22 protein-coding genes and 1 tRNA gene are annotated in these 21,190 nt (G+C 68.5%); 11 read left to right on the top strand and 12 right to left on the bottom strand.

What is annotated here, in order from left to right; all coding sequences use genetic code 11:
- Nucleotides 1-2 precede the first annotated feature (2 nt).
- Nucleotides 3-89: transfer RNA gene (locus ACFDTH_RS12315), tRNA-Leu, on the bottom strand.
- A 126-nt stretch (nucleotides 90-215) separates the two neighbouring features.
- Here ACFDTH_RS12315 and ACFDTH_RS12310 point away from each other — a divergent pair.
- The 5 genes from ACFDTH_RS12310 (at nucleotide 216) to gltB (ending at nucleotide 8,683) form a co-directional block, all read left to right on the top strand.
- The gene (locus tag ACFDTH_RS12310; protein ID WP_375287823.1) at nucleotides 216-1,148 is read left to right on the top strand and encodes a complex I NDUFA9 subunit family protein; all 933 of its coding nucleotides are present in this window, start codon (nucleotides 216-218) and stop codon (nucleotides 1,146-1,148) included.
- Nucleotides 1,148-1,951 carry an undecaprenyl-diphosphate phosphatase gene (locus ACFDTH_RS12305; protein ID WP_375287822.1) on the top strand — a complete coding sequence of 268 codons (804 nt, stop codon included), beginning with the start codon at nucleotides 1,148-1,150 and terminating at the stop codon, nucleotides 1,949-1,951. The genes ACFDTH_RS12310 and ACFDTH_RS12305 overlap by 1 nt, the downstream gene beginning before the upstream one ends.
- A gap of 164 nt (nucleotides 1,952-2,115) precedes the next feature.
- A complete protein-coding gene (locus tag ACFDTH_RS12300; protein WP_375287824.1) occupies nucleotides 2,116-3,531 on the top strand; it encodes an NAD(P)-dependent oxidoreductase in 1,416 nt (471 codons plus the stop codon).
- Nucleotides 3,528-4,166 carry a hypothetical protein gene (locus ACFDTH_RS12295; RefSeq protein ID WP_375287821.1) on the top strand — a complete coding sequence of 213 codons (639 nt, stop codon included), beginning with the start codon at nucleotides 3,528-3,530 and terminating at the stop codon, nucleotides 4,164-4,166. Before ACFDTH_RS12300 ends, ACFDTH_RS12295 begins: the two co-directional genes overlap by 4 nt.
- A complete protein-coding gene (gltB, locus tag ACFDTH_RS12290) occupies nucleotides 4,163-8,683 on the top strand; it encodes a glutamate synthase large subunit (protein WP_375287820.1) in 4,521 nt (1,506 codons plus the stop codon). Before ACFDTH_RS12295 ends, gltB begins: the two co-directional genes overlap by 4 nt.
- Before the next feature lie 55 nt (nucleotides 8,684-8,738).
- Here gltB and ACFDTH_RS12285 read toward each other — a convergent pair whose 3' ends face one another.
- Nucleotides 8,739-9,947: a calcium-binding protein gene (locus ACFDTH_RS12285; protein WP_375287819.1), complete on the bottom strand. Its 1,209-nt coding sequence runs from the start codon at nucleotides 9,945-9,947 to the stop codon at nucleotides 8,739-8,741.
- Nucleotides 9,948-10,628: 681 nt separating this feature from the next.
- Here ACFDTH_RS12285 and ACFDTH_RS12280 point away from each other — a divergent pair.
- On the top strand, nucleotides 10,629-11,021 hold the full coding sequence (locus tag ACFDTH_RS12280) for a RidA family protein (RefSeq protein ID WP_375287818.1): 393 nt from the start codon (nucleotides 10,629-10,631) through the stop codon (nucleotides 11,019-11,021).
- 28 nt (nucleotides 11,022-11,049) lie between these two features.
- Here ACFDTH_RS12280 and ACFDTH_RS12275 read toward each other — a convergent pair whose 3' ends face one another.
- Together ACFDTH_RS12275 and ACFDTH_RS12270 are read right to left on the bottom strand one after the other, a co-directional pair.
- On the bottom strand, nucleotides 11,050-11,742 hold the full coding sequence (locus ACFDTH_RS12275; protein ID WP_375287817.1) for an anti-sigma factor domain-containing protein: 693 nt from the start codon (nucleotides 11,740-11,742) through the stop codon (nucleotides 11,050-11,052).
- Nucleotides 11,726-12,286, bottom strand: coding sequence for a sigma-70 family RNA polymerase sigma factor (locus ACFDTH_RS12270; RefSeq protein WP_375287816.1), 561 nt, complete (start codon nucleotides 12,284-12,286; stop codon nucleotides 11,726-11,728). Before ACFDTH_RS12270 ends, ACFDTH_RS12275 begins: the two co-directional genes overlap by 17 nt.
- A gap of 208 nt (nucleotides 12,287-12,494) precedes the next feature.
- Here ACFDTH_RS12270 and ACFDTH_RS12265 point away from each other — a divergent pair, with 208 nt between their 5' ends.
- On the top strand, nucleotides 12,495-12,749 hold the full coding sequence (locus ACFDTH_RS12265) for a hypothetical protein (protein WP_375287814.1): 255 nt from the start codon (nucleotides 12,495-12,497) through the stop codon (nucleotides 12,747-12,749).
- A gap of 22 nt (nucleotides 12,750-12,771) precedes the next feature.
- Here the strand turns inward: ACFDTH_RS12265 and ACFDTH_RS12260 are convergent, their stop codons facing one another.
- The gene (locus ACFDTH_RS12260) at nucleotides 12,772-13,275 is read right to left on the bottom strand and encodes a hypothetical protein (RefSeq protein ID WP_375287813.1); all 504 of its coding nucleotides are present in this window, start codon (nucleotides 13,273-13,275) and stop codon (nucleotides 12,772-12,774) included.
- Nucleotides 13,276-13,316: 41 nt separating this feature from the next.
- Here ACFDTH_RS12260 and ACFDTH_RS12255 point away from each other — a divergent pair, with 41 nt between their 5' ends.
- Nucleotides 13,317-13,988 carry a glutathione S-transferase family protein gene (locus ACFDTH_RS12255; protein ID WP_375287812.1) on the top strand — a complete coding sequence of 224 codons (672 nt, stop codon included), beginning with the start codon at nucleotides 13,317-13,319 and terminating at the stop codon, nucleotides 13,986-13,988.
- Complete coding sequence (locus ACFDTH_RS12250) at nucleotides 13,988-14,359, top strand: tRNA-binding protein (protein ID WP_375287811.1); 372 nt, start codon at nucleotides 13,988-13,990, stop codon at nucleotides 14,357-14,359. The genes ACFDTH_RS12255 and ACFDTH_RS12250 overlap by 1 nt, the downstream gene beginning before the upstream one ends.
- On the opposite strand, the gene ACFDTH_RS12245 is transcribed toward ACFDTH_RS12250, so the two are convergent.
- The 5 genes from ACFDTH_RS12245 to rpmF form a co-directional block, all read right to left on the bottom strand.
- Nucleotides 14,356-14,676, bottom strand: a complete 321-nt coding sequence (locus tag ACFDTH_RS12245; RefSeq protein ID WP_375287810.1) for a MerR family transcriptional regulator — start codon at nucleotides 14,674-14,676, stop codon at nucleotides 14,356-14,358. The two genes, ACFDTH_RS12250 and ACFDTH_RS12245, sit on opposite strands and share 4 nt — an antisense overlap.
- 4 nt (nucleotides 14,677-14,680) lie before the next feature.
- Nucleotides 14,681-14,980, bottom strand: coding sequence for an integration host factor subunit alpha (locus ACFDTH_RS12240; protein ID WP_375287809.1), 300 nt, complete (start codon nucleotides 14,978-14,980; stop codon nucleotides 14,681-14,683).
- Nucleotides 14,981-15,047: 67 nt separating this feature from the next.
- Nucleotides 15,048-16,016: a beta-ketoacyl-ACP synthase III gene (locus tag ACFDTH_RS12235; protein ID WP_375287808.1), complete on the bottom strand. Its 969-nt coding sequence runs from the start codon at nucleotides 16,014-16,016 to the stop codon at nucleotides 15,048-15,050.
- On the bottom strand, nucleotides 16,013-17,044 hold the full coding sequence (plsX, locus tag ACFDTH_RS12230) for a phosphate acyltransferase PlsX (protein WP_375287807.1): 1,032 nt from the start codon (nucleotides 17,042-17,044) through the stop codon (nucleotides 16,013-16,015). Before plsX ends, ACFDTH_RS12235 begins: the two co-directional genes overlap by 4 nt.
- Before the next feature lie 23 nt (nucleotides 17,045-17,067).
- Entirely contained in the window at nucleotides 17,068-17,247 is a 180-nt protein-coding gene (gene rpmF, locus ACFDTH_RS12225; RefSeq protein WP_375287806.1) for a 50S ribosomal protein L32, read from the bottom strand.
- A gap of 197 nt (nucleotides 17,248-17,444) precedes the next feature.
- On the opposite strand from rpmF, the gene ACFDTH_RS12220 reads away from it, so the two are divergent.
- On the top strand, nucleotides 17,445-17,864 hold the full coding sequence (locus tag ACFDTH_RS12220; protein WP_375287805.1) for an MAPEG family protein: 420 nt from the start codon (nucleotides 17,445-17,447) through the stop codon (nucleotides 17,862-17,864).
- A gap of 111 nt (nucleotides 17,865-17,975) precedes the next feature.
- On the opposite strand, the gene gltX is transcribed toward ACFDTH_RS12220, so the two are convergent.
- Nucleotides 17,976-19,310, bottom strand: coding sequence for a glutamate--tRNA ligase (gene gltX / locus ACFDTH_RS12215; RefSeq protein ID WP_375287804.1), 1,335 nt, complete (start codon nucleotides 19,308-19,310; stop codon nucleotides 17,976-17,978).
- Complete coding sequence (gene ubiG / locus ACFDTH_RS12210) at nucleotides 19,307-20,047, bottom strand: bifunctional 2-polyprenyl-6-hydroxyphenol methylase/3-demethylubiquinol 3-O-methyltransferase UbiG (protein WP_375287803.1); 741 nt, start codon at nucleotides 20,045-20,047, stop codon at nucleotides 19,307-19,309. The genes gltX and ubiG overlap by 4 nt, the downstream gene beginning before the upstream one ends.
- A 57-nt stretch (nucleotides 20,048-20,104) precedes the next feature.
- Between ubiG and ACFDTH_RS12205 the strand changes: the two genes are divergently transcribed.
- Nucleotides 20,105-21,190 (top strand): aspartate kinase (locus ACFDTH_RS12205; protein WP_375287802.1); only part of this gene is annotated, 1,086 nt, incomplete at its 3' end.

Genomic DNA, 21,190 nt, shown 5'->3' with positions numbered 1-21,190 from the left:
AATGGTGCCCAGAAGAGGACTCGAACCTCCACGCCGTTACCAGCGCCGCCACCTGAAGACGGTGCGTCTACCAATTCCGCCATCTGGGCACGGGCCGAAGGGCTATCCCTCGGCGGTAGGCGGGGGCCTCTAGGCGGAGGGGCGCAGCCTTGTCAACAGGCTAGGTCGGCGGCTAGGGCGCGGCGCGCGAACTCTTGGCGGAAAAGGTGCGGCACATGAAGGACAGGCTGATCACGGTGATCGGCGGCGGCGGCTTTCTGGGCCGTTATGTCGTGCAGGCGCTGTTGCGGGCCGGCGCCCGCGTGCGGGTGGCGGAGCGCGATCCGCGCCGCGCCTTCTACCTGAAGCCGCTGGGCGGGCTGGGCCAGACTCAGTTCGTCGCCGCGGACGTGACGCGGCCGGATACGATCGCGCGCGCGATCGAGGGCGCCGATGCCGCGGTGAACCTGGTGGGCAGCTTCACCGGCAACCTCCAGCGCATCCATGTCGGCGGGGCGCAGGCAGTGGGCGAGGCGGCCGCCAAGGCCGGTGCGGGCGCGGTGGTGCACGTCTCCGCGATCGGCGCCGATCCGGAGGCCGCATCGGTTTATGGCCGCACCAAGAGCGAGGGCGAGGCCGCGGTGCGCGCCGCCTTCCCCACCGCCACCATCCTGCGCCCCTCCACCGTGTTCGGGCGCGAGGACCAGTTCCTCAACCGCTTCGCCGAGATGATCGCGCGCTTCCCAATGGTGCCGGTGCTGCGCCCGCAGGTTCGCTTCCAGCCGGTGTTCGCCGCCGACGTGGGCGATGCGGTCGCCGCCGCGCTGGCCGACCCGGAGACGCATGGCGGCAAGATCTATGAACTCGCCGGGCCGGACGTGGTGACCATGCTGGAGCTGCATCGCTGGCTGGCCCAGACGATCGGGCGCGACCCGAGCTTCGTCGAACTGCCCGATGCCGCCGGCGCGCTGCTTGCCGCGCTGCCGCTGTCGCCGATCTCGGGCGATCAGTGGAAAATGCTAGGGCGGGATGCGGTCGCGGCGCCGGGCTCGGCCGGGCTGGATGCGCTCGGCATAGCGCCAACCCCGCTCTCCGCAGTCGCCCCTGCGTGGCTGGTGCGCTTCCGCCGCGCCGGGCGATTCGGCGCGCGCACCGCCGTGCAGGGCTGATGTCCGACTATCTGGTCGCGATCCTCCTCGGCATCGTCGAGGGGATCACCGAGTTTCTGCCCGTCTCCTCCACCGGGCACCTGATCCTCGCCACCGAGTTGATGGGTTATGATGCGGCGCGCTGGTCGGTGTTCAACATCGCGATCCAGCCTGGCGCGATCCTGGCCATCGTGGTGCTCTATTGGCGCACCTTCTGGGCAGTGGCGAAGGGCCTGACCCGCTGGGAGCCGCAGTCGCTGGCGTTCGTGCGCAACCTGCTGATCGCCTTCTTCCCCGCGGTGGTGCTGGGCCTGCTGTTCAACGACCAGATCGAGGCGCTACTGGAGAATGCCCGCGTGGTCGCCTGGGCGCTGATCGCCGGCGGCGTCGGCATCCTGGTGGTGGAGCGGCTGGCCAAGACGCAGAATGTGCTCGGCATCGCTGGCGTGTCGGTGCCACAGTCCATCAAGATCGGACTGGTCCAGTGCCTCGCCATGGTGCCGGGGGTGAGCCGATCGGGCGCGACGATCATGGGGGCGATGGCGCTCGGGATCGACCGGCGGACCGCCGCTGACTTCAGCTTCTTCCTGGCGCTGCCGACGCTGACGGGGGCAACCGTGCTCCAGATGGTCAAGCACCGCGACGCGATCGGCGATGGCGATCTGGGGCTGATCGCGGTCGGATTCGTGGTCTCGTTCGTCGTGGCACTGGCGGTGGTGAAGGCGTTCCTGGCGGTGGTGACGCGGCACGGTTTTGCTCCGTTCGCCTGGTACCGAATCGTCGCAGGCGTGGCGGCGTTGATCTGGCTTGGGACGGCTAGTTAGGCCGGATCGGCTCTATTTTAGGACTTGTTGAGAGAAGCTTGCAGCACTCGCCGCACAAACTGTCGAATTTTGCGGCAGTAACGCTGACCTAAATACGTGTTTGTTGGTGACTCGCACCATGTCGCACGTCATGAACGCCTCCGAAGGAGACGCTCATGGGCGAGATGCTGCAATTCGTCGGCAAGGCGCAGGCCTATCCGCCCAAAAGGCTGGCGGAGGATCGCGCGCGCGATTTTCAGGAGATCGCCAATCTCTACGCGCCGGCCGCCGCAGAGGACCAGGCCGGGCGCTGCTCGCAATGCGGCGTGCCCTATTGCACGGTCCACTGCCCGCTCCACAACCATATCCCGGACTGGCTGCGCCTGACCGCCGAGGGGCGGCTGCGTGAGGCCTATGAGCTGAGCAACAGCACCTCGACCATGCCCGAGATTTGCGGCCGCATCTGCCCGCAGGACCGGTTGTGCGAAGGCAATTGCGTGATTGAATTCTCCGGCCATGGCGCGGTCACCATCGGATCGGTGGAGAAGTTCATCACCGACACCGCTTGGGAGGAGGGCTGGGTCGAGCCTTTGGTGCCCGGCCCGGCGCGCGGCCAGTCGGTGGGCGTGATCGGGGCCGGTCCGGCCGGACTGACCGCGGCGGAATATCTGCGCGTCCAGGGCTATGACGTCCATGTCTACGACCGTCACGATCGCGCCGGCGGGCTGCTGACCTATGGCATTCCCGGCTTCAAGCTGGAGAAGCCGGTGGTGATGCGCCGGGTGGAGCGACTCAAGGCGGGCGGCATCGTCTTCCACGAAGGCTTCGAGGTCGGCCGCGATGCCACCCTCGCCGATCTGCGCGCGCGTCACGATGCGCTGCTGGTCGCGACCGGCGTGTACAAGGCGCGCGCGATCGAGGTGCCCGGCGGCGATGCCCGCCATGTCGTCGCTGCGCTTGACTATCTCACCGCCTCCAACCGCAAGAGCTTCGGTGACACGGTCGCTGCTTTCGAGGACGGCTCGCTCGATGCCGCCGGCAAGAACGTCGTCGTGATCGGTGGCGGCGACACCGCGATGGATTGCGTGCGCACCGCGATCCGCCAGGGCGCGAAGAGCGTGAAATGCCTCTACCGTCGGGACCGCGCCAACATGCCGGGGTCGCAGCGCGAGGTGGCCAATGCCGAGGAGGAAGGCGCCGAGTTCGTCTGGCTCGCCGCCCCCGCCGCGTTCGAAGACGGAGGTGTGCGCGCCAACCGCATGCGCCTGGGCGCCCCCGACGCGAGCGGCCGCCGTGCGCCCGAGGTCGATCCCGGCGCGGGCGAGACCTTCGCCGCTGACCTGATCGTCAAGGCGCTGGGCTTCGATGCGGAGGACCTGCCGACGCTCTGGGGATCGGCCGAGCTGGGCGTGTCGCGCTGGGGCACGGTGCTGGTGGACGGCAAAACGCTGATGACCAGCCTCGACGGCGTGTTTGCGGCGGGCGACATCGTCCGCGGCGCTTCGCTGGTCGTCTGGGCGATCCGCGACGGCCGCGACGTGGCGACGAGCATGCACAAGTATCTGCGCGCGAAGGCGAAGGCCGAGAAGGTGGCGGCGTGATCCGGTTGGCCTTCATGGCAGCTGTCATCGCCGCAGCACCGGCCGCGGCGCAGGCCCCCACCCCCGCTCCTGCTGCTGCCCCCGACCCCGCCCGCCTCGCCGCCGGCGAGCGCGTCGCGGCACAGTTGGTGCCCGAGGGGGCCTATTTGCGGATCATGCGCGACCAGTTCCCGCAGATGATGGACGTCATGCTCGCGCAGATGAGCGGCATGAAGGCGAGCGATTTCGGCGGCAAGGGCGACGGCTCCGCCATGGCCGAGGTTCGCCGCGCCGATCCCGCATTCGACGAGCGGATGCGAATCACCACCAAGGTGATGAGCGAAGAGATGGGCGCGGTGATGGGGCGGATGGAGCCGCGCGTGCGCACCGGCCTCGGCCGCGCGCTCGCCCGCCGCTTCACGGCACAGCAACTCGCTGACATGGCCGCCTTCTTCGCCACGCCCTCGGGTGCCGCCTTCTCGCGCGACTATCTGGCGCTGATGGCCGATCCCGAAATGATGCGCGAGATGGCCTCGGCCACGCCCGAGATCATCAAGCTGATGCCCGCGATCATGGCCAAGGTGGAAGCCGCCACCAAGCACCTGCCCCCGCCGCCCAAGAAGGCGCAAGATTCCGCTGAAGGCGAAGACGAATGATCGATCCCCGCACCCACCTCGCCGAGCGCCTCGCCCAGGAGGGCATGTACCGTCCCGAGTTCGAAGGCGATGCCTGCGGCGTCGGCCTGGTCGCCGCCACCGACGGCAAGCCCTCGCGCCGCGTCGTCCAGTCCGCGATCGACGCGCTCAAGGCCGTCTGGCACCGCGGCGCGGTCGATGCGGACGGCAAGACCGGCGACGGCGCCGGCCTGCATGTCGACCTGCCCAGCCGCTTCTTCGACGATGCGATCGTCGCGGGCGGGCACAAGGTGCTGCCCAACCGGCTCGCGGTCGGCATGATCTTCCTCCCACGCACCGATCTTGGGGCGCAGGAGAGCTGCCGCACGATCGTCGAGAGCGCGATCATCGACGCGGGCTACACCATCTACGGCTGGCGCCAGGTGCCCGTCGACGTGTCCGTCATCGGCATGAAGGCCCAGGCGACCCGGCCCGAGATCGAGCAGATCATGATCGCCGGGCCGATGCCGGACGAGCAGAGCGCCGCAGAGTTCGAGAAGACGCTCTATCTCGTCCGCCGACGGATCGAGAAGCGCATCATCGCCGCGCAGATCCAGGGCTTCTACATCTGCTCGCTCAGCTGCCGCTCGATCGTCTACAAGGGCTTGTTCCTCGCGGAATCGCTGTCGGTCTTCTACCCGGACCTTCAGGACCGCCGCTTCGAGAGCCGCGTCGCGATCTTCCACCAGCGCTATTCCACCAACACCTTCCCGCAATGGTGGCTGGCGCAGCCGTTCCGCTGCCTCGCGCACAATGGCGAGATCAACACGATCCGCGGCAACAAGAACTGGATGCTCAGCCACGAGATCCGCATGGCGTCGATCGCGTTCGGCGAGCATTCGGAGGACATCAAGCCGGTGATCCCGGCGGGCGCGTCCGACACCGCGGCACTCGACGCGGTGTTCGAAGCGATCTGCCGCTCCGGCCGCGACGCGCCCACCGCCAAGCTGATGCTGGTGCCCGAGGCGTTCATCGGCAATTCCGATGTGCCCGAGACGCACTCGGCGATGTACCAGTATCTCGCCAGCGTGATGGAGCCATGGGACGGCCCCGCTGCGCTCGCCATGACCGACGGTCGCTGGGCGGTGGCGGGCATGGACCGCAACGCGCTGCGCCCGCTGCGCTATACCCAAACCGCGGACGGGCTGCTGATCGTCGGCTCGGAAGCCGGCATGGTGGTGGTGCCCGAATCGACCGTGGTCGCCAAGGGACGGCTTGGCCCCGGCCAGATGATCGCGGTCGATCTCCAGGAAGGCGTGCTGCTGGAGGACCGCGCGATCAAGGACCGGATCGCGGGCGAGCAGCCTTATGCCGAGATGATCGGCAATTTCGCGACGATCGAGGACCTGCCCCCCGGCCCCGCCGCCATGATCCCGCGCTACGCCCGCGCCGAGCTCGCCCGTCGTCAGGTCGCCGCCGGGCAGACGCTGGAAGACATGGAGCTGATCCTCGCGCCAATGGTGGAGACCGGCAAAGAGGCGGTCGGCTCGATGGGTGACGACACGCCGTTGGCGGTAATCTCGGACAAGCCGCGGCTGATCAGCCAGTTCTTCCGCCAGAACTTCAGCCAGGTCACCAACCCGCCGATCGATTCTCTGCGCGAACGCTATGTGATGTCGCTCAAGACCCGCTTCGGCAATCTTGCCAACATCCTTGATACCGAGGACCGGCGCGAACGGGTTCTGGTGCTCGACAGCCCCGTGCTCACCGGCGAGGACTGGGCTCGGCTGCGCGCCTATTTCGGCAATGGTGCCGCCGAGATCGACTGCACCTTCGATGGGCATGGCGGACCCGAGAAATTGCGGGCCGCGATCCAGCGCATCCGCAACCAGGCCGAACAGGCGGTGCGAGAGGGGCGCAGCGAGTTGTTCCTCACCGACGAGCGGATCAGCGAAGATCGCGTCGCCATTCCCGGCGTGCTCGCCACCGCCGCGGTCCACACGCATCTCGTCCGCCGTGGCCTGCGATCCTACGCGTCGATCAACGTGCGCACCGCCGAATGCCTCGACACCCATTATTATGCGGTGCTGATCGGCGTCGGCGCCACGACGGTGAACGCGTACCTCGCCGAGGCGGCGATCGCCGACCGCCATGCGCGCGGCCTGTTCGGGGACCTGTCGCTGCCCGACTGCCTCAAGCGCCACCGCAAGGCCATCGAGGAGGGGCTGCTCAAGATCATCTCCAAGATGGGCATCGCGGTGATCGCCTCCTATCGCGGCGGCTACAACTTCGAGGCGGTCGGCCTTTCCCGTGCGCTGGTGAACGACCTGTTCCCCGGCATGCCCGCCAAGATCAGCGGCGAGGGCTATGCCTCGCTCCACGTCAACGCCACGGAGCGGCATGAGGCGGCGTTCGACGAGGCCGTCGCGACCCTGCCGATCGGCGGCTTCTACCGCCAGCGCCACACCGGCGAGGCGCATGCCTATTCGGCGCAGCTGATGCACCTGCTCCAGAGCGCGGTCGCCAAGGACAGCTACACGCAATACCTGCAATTCTCGCGCGGCGTTTCCGATTTGCCGCCGATCTACCTGCGCGACCTGCTCCAGTTCAACTTCCCGGCCGAGGGCGTGCCGATCGACCAGGTCGAGGCGATCACCGAGATCCGCAAGCGCTTCGTCACCCCCGGCATGTCGCTGGGCGCGCTTTCGCCCGAGGCGCACGAGACGCTGGCGATCGCGATGAACCGCATCGGCGCCAAGGCGGTGTCGGGCGAGGGCGGCGAGGACAAGGTCCGCTACCAGCCCTATGACAATGGCGACAACGCCAATTCCACGATCAAGCAGATCGCCAGTGGCCGGTTCGGCGTCACCGCCGAATATCTTAACGCCTGCGACGAGATCGAGATCAAGGTCGCGCAGGGCGCCAAGCCCGGCGAGGGCGGCCAGCTGCCCGGCTTCAAGGTGACGGAATTCATCGCCAAGCTGCGCCACGCGACCCCCGGCGTCACGCTTATCTCGCCCCCGCCGCACCACGACATCTATTCGATTGAGGATCTCGCGCAGCTCATCTACGACTGCAAGCAGATCAATCCGCGCGCTCGGGTGTGCGTTAAGCTGGTCAGCTCGGCGGGCATCGGCACGGTGGCGGCGGGCGTCGCCAAGGCGCATGCCGACGTGATCCTCGTCTCCGGCCATGTCGGCGGCACCGGTGCTTCCCCGCAGACCAGCATCAAATATGCCGGCACGCCGTGGGAGATGGGCCTCAGCGAGGTGAACCAGGTGCTGACGCTCAACGGCCTGCGCGGCCGCGTCACCCTGCGCACCGACGGCGGGCTCAAGACCGGACGCGACATCGTCATCGCCGCGATCCTGGGCGCCGAGGAGTTCGGCATCGGCACGCTCTCACTGGTGGCGATGGGCTGCATCATGGTGCGCCAGTGCCATTCGAACACCTGCCCGGTCGGCGTCTGTACGCAGGACCCGAAGATGCGCGAGAAGTTCGTCGGCACGCCCGAGAAGGTGATCAACCTGATGACCTTCATCGCCGAGGAGGTGCGCGAGATCCTGTCGCGGCTCGGCGTGCGCAGCCTCGACGAGGTGATTGGCCGCACCGAATTGCTTCGCCAGGTCAGCCGCGGCGCCGAGCATCTCGACGACCTCGACCTCAACCCGATCCTCGCCAAGGTCGATGCCACGGATGCGGAGCGGCGCTTCTCCTTGAGCACCTTCCGCAACGAGGTGCCCGACAGCCTCGACGCGCAGATCATCAAGGACGCCGCGGCCGTGTTCAGCCGCGGCGAGAAGATGCAGCTCACCTATTCGGTGCGCAACGTCCACCGCGCAGTCGGCACCCGGCTGTCGAGCGAGATCACCCGAACCTTCGGCATGGCCAAGCTCAACGACGGCCACGTCACCATCCGCCTGCGCGGCACCGCGGGGCAGAGCCTTGGCGCGTTCCTGTGCAAGGGCATCCGGCTGGAGGTGCTGGGCGACGCTAACGATTATGTCGGCAAGGGCCTGTCCGGCGGCGTCATCGTCGTGCGACCGGCGGTCTCCTCGCCACTCCAGAGCCAGCAGAACACGATTGTCGGCAACACCGTGCTGTACGGCGCCACCAGCGGCAAGCTGTTCGCCGCCGGTCAGGCGGGCGAGCGCTTCGCGGTGCGCAACTCGGGCGCGACCGTGGTGGTGGAGGGCTGCGGCGCCAACGGATGCGAGTACATGACCGGCGGCACCGCGGTGATCCTCGGCTCGGTCGGCGCGAACTTCGGCGCGGGCATGACCGGCGGCATGGCGTTCGTCTATGATCCCGAGGGCAGCTTCGCCCGGCGCGCCAATCCGGAGAGCATCGTCTGGCAGCGGCTCGCCGCCAAGCATTGGGAAACTCGGCTGCGCGCGCTGATCGCCGAACACGCGGTGGCGACCGACAGCCGCTGGGCGCACGGCATCCTCGACGATTGGGAGCGAGTGTCGCGCGATGTCTGGCAGGTGATCCCGCGCGAGATGCTCGGCCGCCTCCCCTACCCGCTCGACGATCGCGAGGCGGTGGCGGCGGAGTAGGCGCGACGGAGCGCGGCCGAACACCTCCCCGGCAGGCGCCGGGGAGGTGCGACACCTACGAAACCAGCAGCACGTCGGCGTAGGTCAGCTCGGTCCCCGGGGTCACCCGCGCGAACAGCACCTGCGCGGCGGCGCCGGTGCCGTCAGGATCGTAGAACAGCTCGCCGGTGACCGCATTGTGGATGATCCGGTCGCCGGCATCACCCGCCGCCGTCCCGGTGACGAAGCGCGTCTCGGCGAGGACCGCGCCATTGTTCACCTCGGTGAAGATGCTGCGGCTCAGCTGGAGCCGGTCGCCGGCGAAATCGGTGATCGTGTCGACGTCGCTGCCCAGCGCGGTGTCGAAGCGGAAGATGTCCATCCCGCCGCCGCCGGTCAGCGTGTCGCTCCCCGTCAGCCCGCGCAGCACGTTGGCGGCGCCGTTGCCGGTCAGCGCGTTGGCGAGCGCATTGCCGGTCGCGTCCACCGCCGCGGTGCCGGTCAGCATCAGCGCCTCGACCTGATCGGACAGGACGTAGTTCGAAGACGCGCGGATCAGGTCGCTGCCGCCGCCCGCATATTCGACGATCCGATCGCGCCGGTGATCGACCACATAGATGTCGTCCCCGGCGCCGCCCGCCATTCGGTCGATGTCGCCGCGCCCGTCCAGCAGGTCCGCCCCGCTCCCGCCGATCAGAAGATTGCGGCCAGCGTCGCCGAACAGCTGGCTGGCGCCGCCGGTGACCACCACGCCTTCCACCGCGTCGAGAATGTCCCCGGCCGCGCTGCCGGTGTTGAGCTCCTGGAACTCCAGGTCGACCGTCAGGCCCGCGGCATCGTCGTACACCGCCCGGTCGCGCCCCTCACCGCCGTCGAGGTCGTCTATGCCCGCGCCGCCGTTCAGCACGTCGTTGCCGCCGCCGCCATGGAGCGTGTCGATGCCGTCCCCGCCATACAGCCATTCGCCCTTGGCGCCGCCGACCAGCAGGTCGTTTCCGTCACCGCCCGAAACGGAGTTCGTCAGCACCCCGTCCACTCCCTCGTAACGGTCGTTCCCGCCGCCCAGGAGGATATTGCCGATGATCGTGCCGGTGTTGAACACCTGGTCATAGCCGCTGCCCAGCGCGATCGCGGTCAGGCCCTCGATCAGCCCGTCGTTGACGATCAGCGTGGTACCGCTGCCCGCATCATGCACGATCGCGCGCCCTGCCAACGCGGAGATTGTCCCCGAGTTGCTGACCGAGAGGTAGCCGCTGCCGTTTGCGACCACGGCGTCACTGGTCATCGATTGGAGACGCCCCGTATTGGTCACGTAGTCGGATCCGGTATTGAGGTCGAAGGTCACACCAAGAGCGTAGCCGGTAAGGAGGCCATCGTTCGAGACGCTATTGGTTCGACCGGAAAACCTGATGCCATGATGGCCGCTTATGGTCCCTGCGTTGACCACATGGGAGCCGACGCCGGAAAGATGAATTGCCGTATCATGCGCCAAAATCATGCCGCTCGCACTTACCTCTACGTCATCGCCAAGATGCTCGGGAACCGCACCAGCGCTTGAAACGACTCCTGATCCTTCGACGAACATGCCTCCGCGAACCACGACCTTAGACCCCCCGGCGGTCATGATGCCATGCCCGTTAACTGTGTTATTAATAAAACGTGCGTCCGCGTCCAGAATCACCAGCTCACCAGCAATTGAAATCATATGCGCCGCCGAGGTCGTGTAATGTAGCTCGTTGTAATACCGCATGACTCTTTCCCCTCACCGAAACGTCCATGCAATCTTATCCTACGGCCACGATGTTCTTGGTGAGTACCTGATCCGGCGCGGATGCATCCCTGTTCGGTTAACTCCATTTGCAAGGTAGTTGCGCTGGCGGCGCAGCTTGGTTGCGAGTCGCCACAGGGCTGTCTCAGCGGCTATCGCCTCACGACCACCACCCGATCCACACCAGGAGAGTCGCCCATGGCAAAGCGAGACGCCGTCTTCCCCGCCGGCCGGCAGGACCTGTACGCCGCCAATACCTATTCCGCTGCGATCCGCTCGGGCGACCTGCTGTTCGTGTCCGGCCAGGTCGGCAGCCGCGACGACGGCTCGCCCGAGCCGGAGTTCGAGGCGCAGGTCCGCCGCGCCTTTGCGAACCTCCGCGCGACGCTGGCGGCGGGCGGGTGCGGGCTGGACGACGTGGTGGACGTGACCAGCTTCCACACCGATCCAGAGGCGCAATTCGCCACCGTGATGAAGGTGAAGGGCGAGGTCTTCCCGGAGACGCCCTATCCGAACTGGACCGCGGTGGGCGTCACCTGGCTCGCCGGGTTCGATTTCGAGATCAAGGTGATCGCCCGCATCCCCGGCTGAGCGACGGCGCCTCCGCCCGGACCGGACCCTAAATCCGCGTCAACGGCCCCGTCGCGACCACCGGGCCGCTCGGCACGGGCTTGGGCGAGCCGCCCTCGGGCTCGATCGAGATCGCCAGGGTCGCACCCGCCGCCAGCGCGGCGCGGTCGGCGGCGCTGAGGCGGATCGCGGTGGTGCCCTCGCGGCGTAGCAGGCCCAGCGAATGCGGCACGCCGTCGCCGCCGATCCGCCACAGCTCCGCGACCCGGCCAGACGGTACGGTGACTCCGGCGGGGACGCGCACCTGTCCGAGCCGCGCGTCGAACAGCGCCGCGAACGCCGCTTGCCCCTTGGCGTCGGTGGGCGTCATCGCCGCGGCAAAGGTGACCGGCGTCACGACGGCGGGACGGGGCGCAGGCGCCGGGACGTCGGCCGGGCGCAGGACCAGTGCCAGTGCCAGACTGGCGGCAAGCAGCGATGCCACGCCCGTTGCCCAACGCCAGGGCCGCGCATTCCCTGCTCCGCCCGGGAATGCCGCAACGCGCCGGGCCAACCACTCGGGCGGCGCGACTTCCGGATAGTCAGCATACCAATCCGCGAACCGGGCGCGCCAGCGCTCCACCGCGGCGGAGAACTCCGACTCCGCCAGCACCCGGCGCAGCGCCTCGACACGCTCCTCGCCTTCCAGCAGGCCGATCGCCAGCTCGGCGGCGGTGACCTCGTCGTCAGGCGTCAGCGCCATCAAGGCACTCCCGCAGCTTGCCCAGGCCCCGGCGGACCCAGCTCTTCATCGTGCCCAGCGGCACCGCCTCGCGCACCGCGAGTTCGGCATAGGTGAACCCGCCCAGGAAAGCGGAACGGATCGCCGCGCGCTGCCGCTGTTCCAGCGTCTCCATGCATTCGAGCAGCAGCCGCTGCCGATCCGCGTCGAGCAGGACATCCACGGCGGAGGGAGCCGGATCGGCAACATTCTCCAGCACGTCCGCGGACGTCGTCACGGGGCCGCCATGCGCCCGCCGCCAGTCGATGGCGCGATTGCGCGCGATGGTCGCCAGCCAGGTGATGGCCGTGCCGCGAGTGGCATCGAAGCGGTCGGCACGCATCCACACCGTGGCGAACACATCCTGCAACACATCCTCCGCTGCCTTGCGCTCGCCGCAGATACGCAGGCAGATGCCGAACAGCTTCGCGGAGCTCAGATTATAGACCAACTGGAAAGCGCGGGCGTCCTTCGCCGCCGTTCGCACGAGCGCGTCCGCCAGTCTCGCCCGCGCCGCGTCACTCACCGCATCATTTCCACGATCGCGCGCTGAGGGCGTGTGTCGGGCAGGATCGATCCACGAACAGCATTATCCACGCTTTCGCCGAGGCGGCAAGGGACCGCTTGTGCAATCGTCGTGTTCGGAACGCATCCAGATCGTCTCCGGCGCCGTAGCTGCCCGGGATGCAGAACTCCGGACCCGTCAGTGTTGCCGCATTGCCGAAGCACGCACGATGACCGTGCCACGGCTGTCCGCGCACCAGGTGAGGCGACTTGCGCTCGACGCGATGGACGCCGCGCTTCGAGAGCGGTCGATCGCGCGGATCGGGCTGTTCCTTGTCGCCGGCCCACCCGCCGGTGATGGCACGCGCGTCACATACACCTATGCGGCGCGGAACCGCCGGGAAGGCGGCGATGTGACCGTTGCCCGTGCGGAGGTGGATCTGACATCGGGGGCGGTAACGGCGCGGTTGATGGACGATGCCTGATCTGCCTCGCTGATGGTCGACTTCACGCTCCTGCACGATTGCGGCGCCACCAGAGGACCGCCGCCAGCATGATCATCGCCAGCACCGGCCAGCCGCCGTCGGTCCGCCACAGATAGCCCACACCCAACATCGCGGTGCCTGCGGCGACTCCGATCGCCGCCACCGGGTGATGCAGCCGTCGCAGCGCCACCGCGGCCAGCATCAGCGCCACTATCGCATGCACCGCCAGCCAGCCGTAGGACGCCGCCGCGCCGATCGAACCGGCGAACGGCAGCTTTACGGTCGCAAAGCCGGTCATCGCGTTGGGAAAGCAGTCGGCGGCAAGGTGCAGCCCAGTGCCGCCCGCCAGCCCGCAGCCCGCGTGCCGCCACTGCACCCGGCCCAGCGCTACCAGCGCGGGAGCCACGCTGTGGGTGACCCCGTTGCGGTGGCCCAGCCCGAGCAGAAGGTCCACGTCGGGCAGCCTCAGCCCGATCGCGAAGGCGACCAGCGTCAGCGCCGCCGTCATGATGGTCCGTTCGTTCATCGCCCCTTCCGCCCGCCCGTTCGCCGCCCCATAGGGACCGCATGTGGCAGCTCCACCAGTTCACCCTGTGCCCTTTCTCCCGCAAGGTCCGCCTGCTCCTCAACGAGAAGGACGTCGGCTACGAGCTCGTCCCCGAGGCGCCTTGGGAGCGGCGGGACGAGTTCGTCGACCTCAACCCCGACGGCCAGACGCCGGTGATGGTCGAATCGGCGCGCGGCCTCGTGCTGATCGATTCGTTGGCCATCTGCGAATACTTCGAGGAGACTGTCGAGCGGTCCGCGATGCTCAACGGTGCGGCGCCCCAGCGCGCGGAGATCCGCCGGCTGGTCGCCTGGTTCGACCATCACTTCTACCATGACGTCACCGCGCCACTGCTGCGCGAGCGGATGGAGAAGCGCCTGGTCCACCGCCAACCGCCCGACGCCAAGGTGCTGCGCGAAGCGATGAAGGCGGCGATCGGCCATCTCGACTATCTGGACTGGCTGCTCGATCACCGCACCTGGATCGGCGGTGCCGCCCTCAGCCTCGCCGATCTCGCCGCCGCCGCGCACATCTCGATTGCCGACTATCTCGGCGGCATCGACTGGAAGGGGCATGAGGGCACCGCGCGCTGGTACCGCGGCTTCAAGAGCCGGCGCAGCGTCCGCCCGATCCTGGCCGAGCGGATGCGCGGCATCGAACCGCCCTCGCACTACGAGGACCCCGATTTCTGATGCACATGACCCATGATTCGGCGGCGCCCGCCGCGCCCGGGATCGCCTTCGACGACTGGCTGAAGGTGGACATCCGCGTCGGCACGATCGTCGCGGCGGAGCCCTTCCCGAAGGCGCGCAAGCCCTCGCTGATCCTGACGGTCGACTTCGGCGATCCGATCGGCCGCAAGCGCTCCTCCGCCCAGATCGCCGACGGCTATGACCCAGCCGCGCTGGTCGGCCGCCAGGTCGCCGCAGTGATCAATTTCCCGCCGCGCCAGATCGGGCCGATGATGTCGGAGGTGCTGACGCTCGGCTTCCCTGACGCGGATGGCCGCGTCATTCTGGTCTCGCCCGAGCGGGCGGTGCCGAACGGCGGGCGACTGTTCTAGCGATCCTCGGCCAGCGCCCGCGCCAGCAGGTCGCGTACCGATCGCAGGCTACCCGCCGGCGTATCGCCACCCGCGATCACCGCCTGCGCGCCCTTCACGGTATAGCCGTCCCGGTTGAGTAGCCGGTCGATCCGCTCGACCAACACCACGTCTTCCGGCCGGTAATAGCGCCGGCTGCCGGCGCGTGTCACCGGCTTCAGCTGCGGAAAGCGCGTTTCCCAATAGCGCAGGACATGCTGCGGGATGCCGGTCTGTGCCGAAACCTCGCCGATCGTGCGGAAGGCGCCCGGCGATTTGGGGCCGGCGCCCGCCGCCATGGCCTCAGCCGGCCGCCACGATGCGATCGCGCATCGTCTGGCTGGCGCGGAAGGTCAGCACTCGGCGCGGTGCGATCGGCACCTCCACCCCTGTCTTGGGATTGCGGCCGATCCGTTCGCCCTTGTCGCGCAGCACAAAGGTGCCGAAGCCCGAGATCTTGACGTTCTCGCCGCGCGAGAGCGCCCCGCACATGCACTCCAGGATCTGCTCGACCAGCTTGGCCGAATCGGCACGCGACAGCCCGACCTCGCGATGCAGCGCCTCCGCCAGATCGGCCCTCGTCAACGTACCGGCTTCATCCATCCTGGCCCCCTTACACTCGATTGCTGCTAACACAGGGTGAAGCTCGGACGAAAGGCCCTGTATCGGTTCAGAACCGAACCACCGAGGCACCCCAGGTGAAGCCGCCGCCCATCGCCTCCAGCACCACGATCTGTCCAGGCCGGATGCGACCGTCCCGAACCGCGGTGTCGAGCGCCAGCGGCACGGAGGCCGCTGAAGTATTGGCATGCCGATCCACCGTCATCACCACCTTCTCGGCCGGCAGCCCGAGCTTGCGCGCGGTGGCGTCGAGGATGCGGGCATTGGCCTGGTGCGGCACCACCCAGTCGACCTGGTCGGCGGTGAGGCCGGCAGCGACCAGCGACTCGCCCATCACCGCCGCGAGATTAACCACCGCATGGCGGAACACTTCCCGCCCCTTCATGCGCAGCTTGCCGACCGTGCCGGTCGTGGACGGGCCGCCATCGACGTAGAGCAGTTCGTTGTGGCGCCCGTCGGCGTGCAGCCGAGTCGCGAGGATGCCGCGCCCGGTCGCCTGGTCGCCCTCCTGCGCCTCCAGCACCAGCGCGCCCGCGCCGTCGCCGAACAGCACACAGGTGGTGCGGTCCTCCCAGTCGAGGATGCGGCTGAACGTCTCGGCGCCGATCACCAGCGCCCGGGTATGCGCGCCGGCGCGGATCATGCTGTCTGCCACCTGCACCGCGTAGAGGAAGCCCGAGCAGACCGCCGCGACATCGAAGGCGACGCAATCGTCGATCCCCAGCATCGCCTGCACCTTGGTGGCGGTGGAGGGAAAGGTCTGGTCCGGCGTTGCGGTCGCCAGCACGATCAGGTCGATGTCCTGCGCCGAGAGGCCGGCCGCGGCGATCGCCTGGGAAGCGGCATCGCGCGCCAGCGTGCCGGTAGTCTCGTCGGGCCCGGCGATGTGGCGAAAGCGGATGCCGGTGCGCTCGACGATCCATTCGTCGGACGTGTCGACCTGGAGCGCGAGATCGGCATTGGACACGCGGCGGGCGGGCAGCGCCGATCCCGTTCCGGTAACCACCGCACGGATCATGCCGCGTCCCGCGCGAAATTCCCGAGGTCGTCGGCGATGCGGCGGGCGAGATCGGCCTTCACCATCTTGGCGGCATGGTGGATCGCAGTGGCGACGCCCAGCTCGTTCGCGCTGCCGTGGCTCTTCACCACCAACCCGTTGAGGCCCAGGAAGACCGCGCCATTGTGGTTGTTGGGATCGAGATGATCGCGCAGCAGCTGCGTCGCGGGCCGCGAGATCAGGAAGCCGATCTTCGAGCGGACCGAGGAACTGAACGCCCGGCGCAACAGGTCCGCCACGAACCGCGCGGTGCCTTCCGCGGTCTTGAGCGCGATGTTCCCCGAAAAGCCGTCGCAGACAATCACGTCATGGTGCCCGCGCGACAGCCGGTCGCCCTCGACAAAGCCTTCGAATCGCATCGGCAGGTGGCCGGCGGCACGCAGCGCGGCGGCGGCGTCGCGAATCGAATCGGTGCCCTTCTGGTCCTCGCTGCCGATGTTGAGCAGCGCGACGCGTGGCGCATCGAGGTCCAGCGTGACCCGCGCATAAGCGGCGCCCATCACCGCAAACTGGATCAGGTTGTTGGCGTCGCACTCGGCATTGGCGCCCAGGTCGAGCATGACAACGTCATTGTCGCCCAAGGTCGGCAACAGCGCCGCAAGCGCGGGCCGGTCGATGCCGGGCATCGTGCGCAGCGACAGCTTGGCCATCGCCATCAGCGCGCCGGTGTTGCCGGAGGAGACGGCGGCGCCGGCGCGGCCCTGCTTCACCAGGTCGATGGCAATGCCCATCGAGGTGATCTTGGCACGGCGCAGCGCACGCCCGGCCGCCTCGCCCGAGTCGACGACCTCGGGGGCGTGGACGATCTCGCTCGCCTGCGTCAGGTTCGGGTGCGCGGCGAGCCCGGCGCGAATCGCATCCTCGTCACCGACCAGCAGGAAGCGCATGCCCTCGTGCCGCCGCCGCGCACGCGCGACACCGGCCAGCATGACAGCCAGCCCCTCGTCGCCGCCCATCGCATCGACGGCGATCCAGGAACTGTCAGACATGCGCCGCTACCTCGTGGACGGGCTCAGCCCTCGACCGAGAGGATTTCGCGGCCGTTGTAGTGGCCGCAAGCGGTGCACAGGTTATGCGGACGCTTGAGTTCGCCGCAGTTCGGGCACTCCTGGAACGCCTCAACGGAGAGGGCGTCGTGCGCGCGGCGCATGCCGCGGCGGGAGGGCGAGGTCTTTCGCTTGGGGACGGCCATTGCGGCACCTTGTTCTACATGTTTACGACGGCGACGGCCGGAACGTCGAAGCGACCGGTGGGTACCGGCCGCGCCGGCGGCCGGACGCATCGCGAAGCGTGGCGCCTATACCGATTTCGCCGCGCGTTGCAACCTCCGGGTGAACGTGCCAGCCTCCCATGCAACAGGAGGGGGTGAGGTTTGCCATGGTGCTTCCGGTGACGTTGTCCACTGCCGCCGCTTGCGCGGCGATCACGCTCTGGCTCGCGCTGCGGCTGGTGCCGCGACGACTGAACGGGATCGCGGTCGGGGATGGCGGCGACGTGCGGATGCTGCGCGACATGCGCGCCCATGCCAATTTCGCGGAATATGCACCGTTCGTGCTGATCCTGATGGGCGGGATCGAACTCGCGGGCGGCTCCCCCACCTGGCTGTGGCTCGCGGGGGTGACCTTCGTGGTGGCGCGGATCGCGCATCCCGTCGGCATGCGGATGGACGGTCGCAACCTGCCCCGTGCGGGCGGCATCCTGCTCACCTGGACGGTCCTCGCCCTGCTCGCCGGCTGGGCGGCGGCGATCGCGATCGGCGATCGCAGTCCGGTGCGCATCGGCGAACCGGTAACAATGCCGCGGGCTTGAAGAGTGTGCTCCCGCGAAGACGGGAGCCCAGGCTGGGTCAGTGTCGGATTGAGCGTGCCCCGCACGCTCAATCCGACACTCCTTCGCGGGGACACATCAGGAGCGAGGCGTTCAGTTTCGTGCCATCGCACCCAACCGCGCCGACGCCCGCTCGCGGCCGATCAGCGGCAGCAGCGCCGCCATATCGGGGCCATGGTCCAGCCCGGTCAGCGCGCGGCGCAGCGGCAGGAACAGGGTGCGTCCCTTGCGCCCCGTCTCGGCCTTGAGCGCCGAGGTCAGCGCGTGCCAGGGGTCGCCTGCCCAGTCGATCTCCCCCGCCACCCGCGCCGCAATGCGCAGATAGTCGGCGTCCTCGGCCGCCGGGGTCGCCGCGATCGGCCCCTCAATCACCTGCCACCATTCGGCGGCATCGGCGACGGTGGACAGGTTCGGGCGCACCGCTTCCCATTCAACCGCGCCCATGCCCTTCGGCAGGCGATCCGCGACCGATTCGTACGCGAGCTGGTGGAGAATTCGCGCATTCACCTGCGCCAGTTCGCCCTCATCGAACCGCGCCGGCGCGCGTCCGAACCGGGCGAAGTCGAACCCCGCGACCAGCGGCGCCGCGTAGGCGATCGGCTCGACCGGATCGCTAGTGCCGATCCGCGCGAGCAGCGCACGCACCGCCTGCGGCTCGATCCCCGCCTCGCGGAAATGATCGACCCCCAACGAGCCGAGCCGCTTTGAGAGCTTGCCCTCCGCCCCGATCAGCAGCGCCTCGTGAGCGAAGGCGGGGGGCGGAGCCCCCATCGCGGCGAACATCTGGAGCTGGAGCGCGGTGTTGGAGACATGGTCCTCGCCGCGGACCACATGCGTCACCCCCATGTCGATATCGTCGATGGCGCTGGGCAGCATGTACAGCCACGAGCCGTCGGCGCGGCGGACCACCGGGTCGCTCATCGTCGCCGGATCGAAGCGCTGGGCCCCACGGATAAGGTCGTCCCATTCGATCGGCGCGTCATGGTCGAGCCGGAAGCGCCAGTGCGGGCGCACCCCCTCGCCCTCCAGCTTCGCGCGATCGGCATCGTTCAGCGCCAGCGCGGCGCGGTCATAGACCGGCGGCAGCCCGCGGCCGAGCTGGATCTTGCGCTTGAGGTCCAACTCCTGCGCGCTCTCATAAGCGGGATACAGCCGCCCCGCCGCGACCAGTTCCGTGAAGCGCGCCTCATACAGGTCGAAGCGCTGCGACTGGCGCACCTCGCCATCGGGTTCCAGCCCCAGCCAGGCGAGGTCGGCGCGGATCGCCTCCACGAACCGTTCTTCGCTCCGCTCGGCATCGGTATCGTCGATGCGCAGCAGGAATCGCCCGTCCTGCTTGCGCGCCCACAGCCAGTTATGCAGCGCGGTGCGGATGTTGCCGACGTGGAGCCGGCCGGTCGGCGATGGCGCGAAGCGGGTAACGGTCATCGCACCGCCGTGACGAGGTAGTTGAGCGCTGTCGAGGCGCCGAGCGCGAACCCCGCCGTCGTCAGCGTCAGCCCGCGCACGTCGGTGACGGTCAGGCCCGCCTCGGCGAGCAGCGCGGTCATTTCCGCCGGGGTCAGGAAGCGGTGCCAGTCGTGCGTGCCGCGCGGCACCATGCCGATCCGCTCCGCCGCCTCCACCAGCGCCACACGCGACACCGCGGTCCGGTTGGGCGTGGACATCACCAGCAACCCACCCTCGCCCACCCGCGCCGCCAGCCCGCGCGCGAACGCCGCGCGGTCGGCGACATGCTCTATCACCTCCATGCAGGTGACCAGATTGAACGCATCGTCCACCGCATCGACCCCGCCATGGCGATAGTCGATCGCGAGCCCCGCCTCCGCCGCATGCGCGCGTGCCACCGCGATGTTCTCGGCGGCAGCGTCCACCCCGGTTACCACCGCACCCAGTCGCGCCAGCGGCTCGGCGAGCAGCCCGGCGCCGCAGCCGACATCCAGCGCTCGGCGCCCGGCGAGCGGCGTGAAGCTGGCGGGGTCGCCGTCCCAATGCGCGTCCACCGCCTCGCGGATGTAGCGCAGCCGCACCGGGTTCAGCCGGTGAAGCATCGCCGACGTGCCTTTCGGATTCCACCAGTCCTCCGCCAGACGGCCGAAATGTTCGGCCTCGGCGGCGGCGATCGTCGGATCGATGGTTGCGCTTGAAACGGTTGCGTGCGTCATGGCGCCCCCCTATCAGCCGCGGCTTTCTAGCCCAACCCTGTCGGAGGCAACCACCCCGTGGCGCGTATCGTGATGAAGTTCGGCGGCACCTCCATGGCCGGGATCGAGCGCATCCGCAGCGTCGCCAAACGGGTGAAGCGCGAGGTGGAGGCGGGCAACCAGGTCGCCGTCGTGGTCTCGGCAATGGCCGGCGAGACCGATCGCCTCGTGGGCTTCTGCCGCGAGGCCTCGCCGCTCTACGACCCGCACGAATATGACGTGGTGGTCTCTTCGGGCGAGCAGATCACCAGCGGGCTGCTGGCGATCGCGCTCCAGGCGATCGGCGTGCCCGCGCGCAGCTTCCTCGGCTGGCAGCTGCCGGTCAACACGTCGAGCGCGCACGGCTCGGCCCGGATCGCCACGATCGAGACCGACGCGCTCGACGAGCATCTGGCGAGTGGCGCGGTGGCGGTGATCCCCGGGTTTCAGGGCGTCGCGGTTGGCAGCCGCATCACCACATTGGGTCGGGGAGGGTCCGACACTTCCGCAGTGGCGGTGGCGGCGGCGATGAAGGCGGACCGGTGTGACATCTACACCGATGTCGACGGCGTCTACACCACCGACCCCCGCATCGTCCCGCGCGCGCGCAAGCTCTCCAAGGTCACCTATGAGGAGATGCTGGAGCTCGCGAGCGTGGGCGCCAAGGTGCTTCAGACCCGCTCGGTCGGGCTGGCGATGAAGGAAAAGGTCCGAGTCCAGGTGCTGTCGTCCTTCACCGACGACGATGCGCCCATGGCGGATACGTTGCCCGGCACGATGATCGTCGGGGAAGAGGAGATTGAAGACGTGGAACGCCAGCTGATCACCGGCATCGCGCACGACAAGAACGAGGCGAAGATCACCCTGACCGCGGTGCCCGACAAGCCGGGCGCAGTCTCGGCGATCTTCGAGCCCCTGGCGGCGGCGAACATCAACGTCGACATGATCATTCAGAACATCGCGCACCGCTCCAGTGGCAGCGCCTCGGCGACCGACGTCACCTTCACCGTCCCCGCCGCCGATCTCCCCCGCTCGATCGAGGCGCTCAATCAGGCCCGTGAGACCATCGGGTTCGGCGAACTGGTCCACGACACCCGCGTCGCCAAGGTGTCGGTGGTCGGCGTC

The sequence above is a fragment of the Sphingomonas sp. genome, assembly GCF_042096255.1.
Taxonomy (GTDB): Bacteria; Pseudomonadota; Alphaproteobacteria; order Sphingomonadales; family Sphingomonadaceae; genus Sphingomonas.
Note: the sequence above shows the minus strand (reverse complement) of the source record. Positions and strands in the feature narration are given on the sequence as shown.